Source organism: Roseomonas acroporae (assembly GCF_023223525.1).
Taxonomy (GTDB): domain Bacteria; phylum Pseudomonadota; class Alphaproteobacteria; order Acetobacterales; family Acetobacteraceae; genus Roseomonas_E; species Roseomonas_E acroporae.
The window spans coordinates 1-544 of sequence record NZ_JALPRX010000288.1 but is presented as its reverse complement, the minus strand read 5'-3'; the positions used below and the strand labels follow the sequence as shown (position 1 = coordinate 544).

1 protein-coding gene is annotated in these 544 nt (G+C 76.1%); it reads right to left on the bottom strand.

The window, feature by feature from the left end; translation table 11 throughout:
* Positions 1–89: 89 nt before the first annotated feature.
* Positions 90–509 carry a hypothetical protein gene (locus M0638_RS28560; protein ID WP_248670349.1) on the bottom strand — a complete coding sequence of 140 codons (420 nt, stop codon included), beginning with the start codon at positions 507–509 and terminating at the stop codon, positions 90–92.
* Positions 510–544: the final 35 nt, after the last annotated feature.

Genomic DNA, 544 nt, shown 5'->3' with positions numbered 1-544 from the left:
GCGCTGGCACAGCGCCGGGGCGAGGCGGCGCAGCTCGAGCGGGAGTGACGCGCCGTCGCGGCGCGCCTCTCCGTGATGCTGGCGGGCGCTCACACCGTCACCGCTGGCGCCAGGCGTGCGATGTCGGCGCGCAAGCTCTCCCCGACACGCCAATCGGCCAGGGAGCCGCCTTCATCCAGCGCGCGCGCGATCAGCATGGCCTTCACGCACAGGCCGGCGAGCCCGTCCGCCGGGATCTCGGCGATGCGCGCCATGACGGCTTCCCATGCGGCGAGGCTCGCGCTGCGCTCTTCTTCCGCTACCGGCTCGTCAGGCGTGTCCTCCGCGTCGCCCCATGCGGCGCATGCTGCCTCGTGGCGGTCCCACGCCACGCGCTGGTCCGCCAGCAGCGTCAGCAGCAGCGTGTCGTTGCCCGTGGCGGTGGCAGCCGCCGGGACCGAAGCCCCGGCAGCGAGGGTGGCGAGCGCGGCGCCGCGCAGGGCATGGCGCCGGGGCAGGATGGCGCTCATGCCGCGCCTCCCGCCGCCTGCTGCTGCGCGGCGCG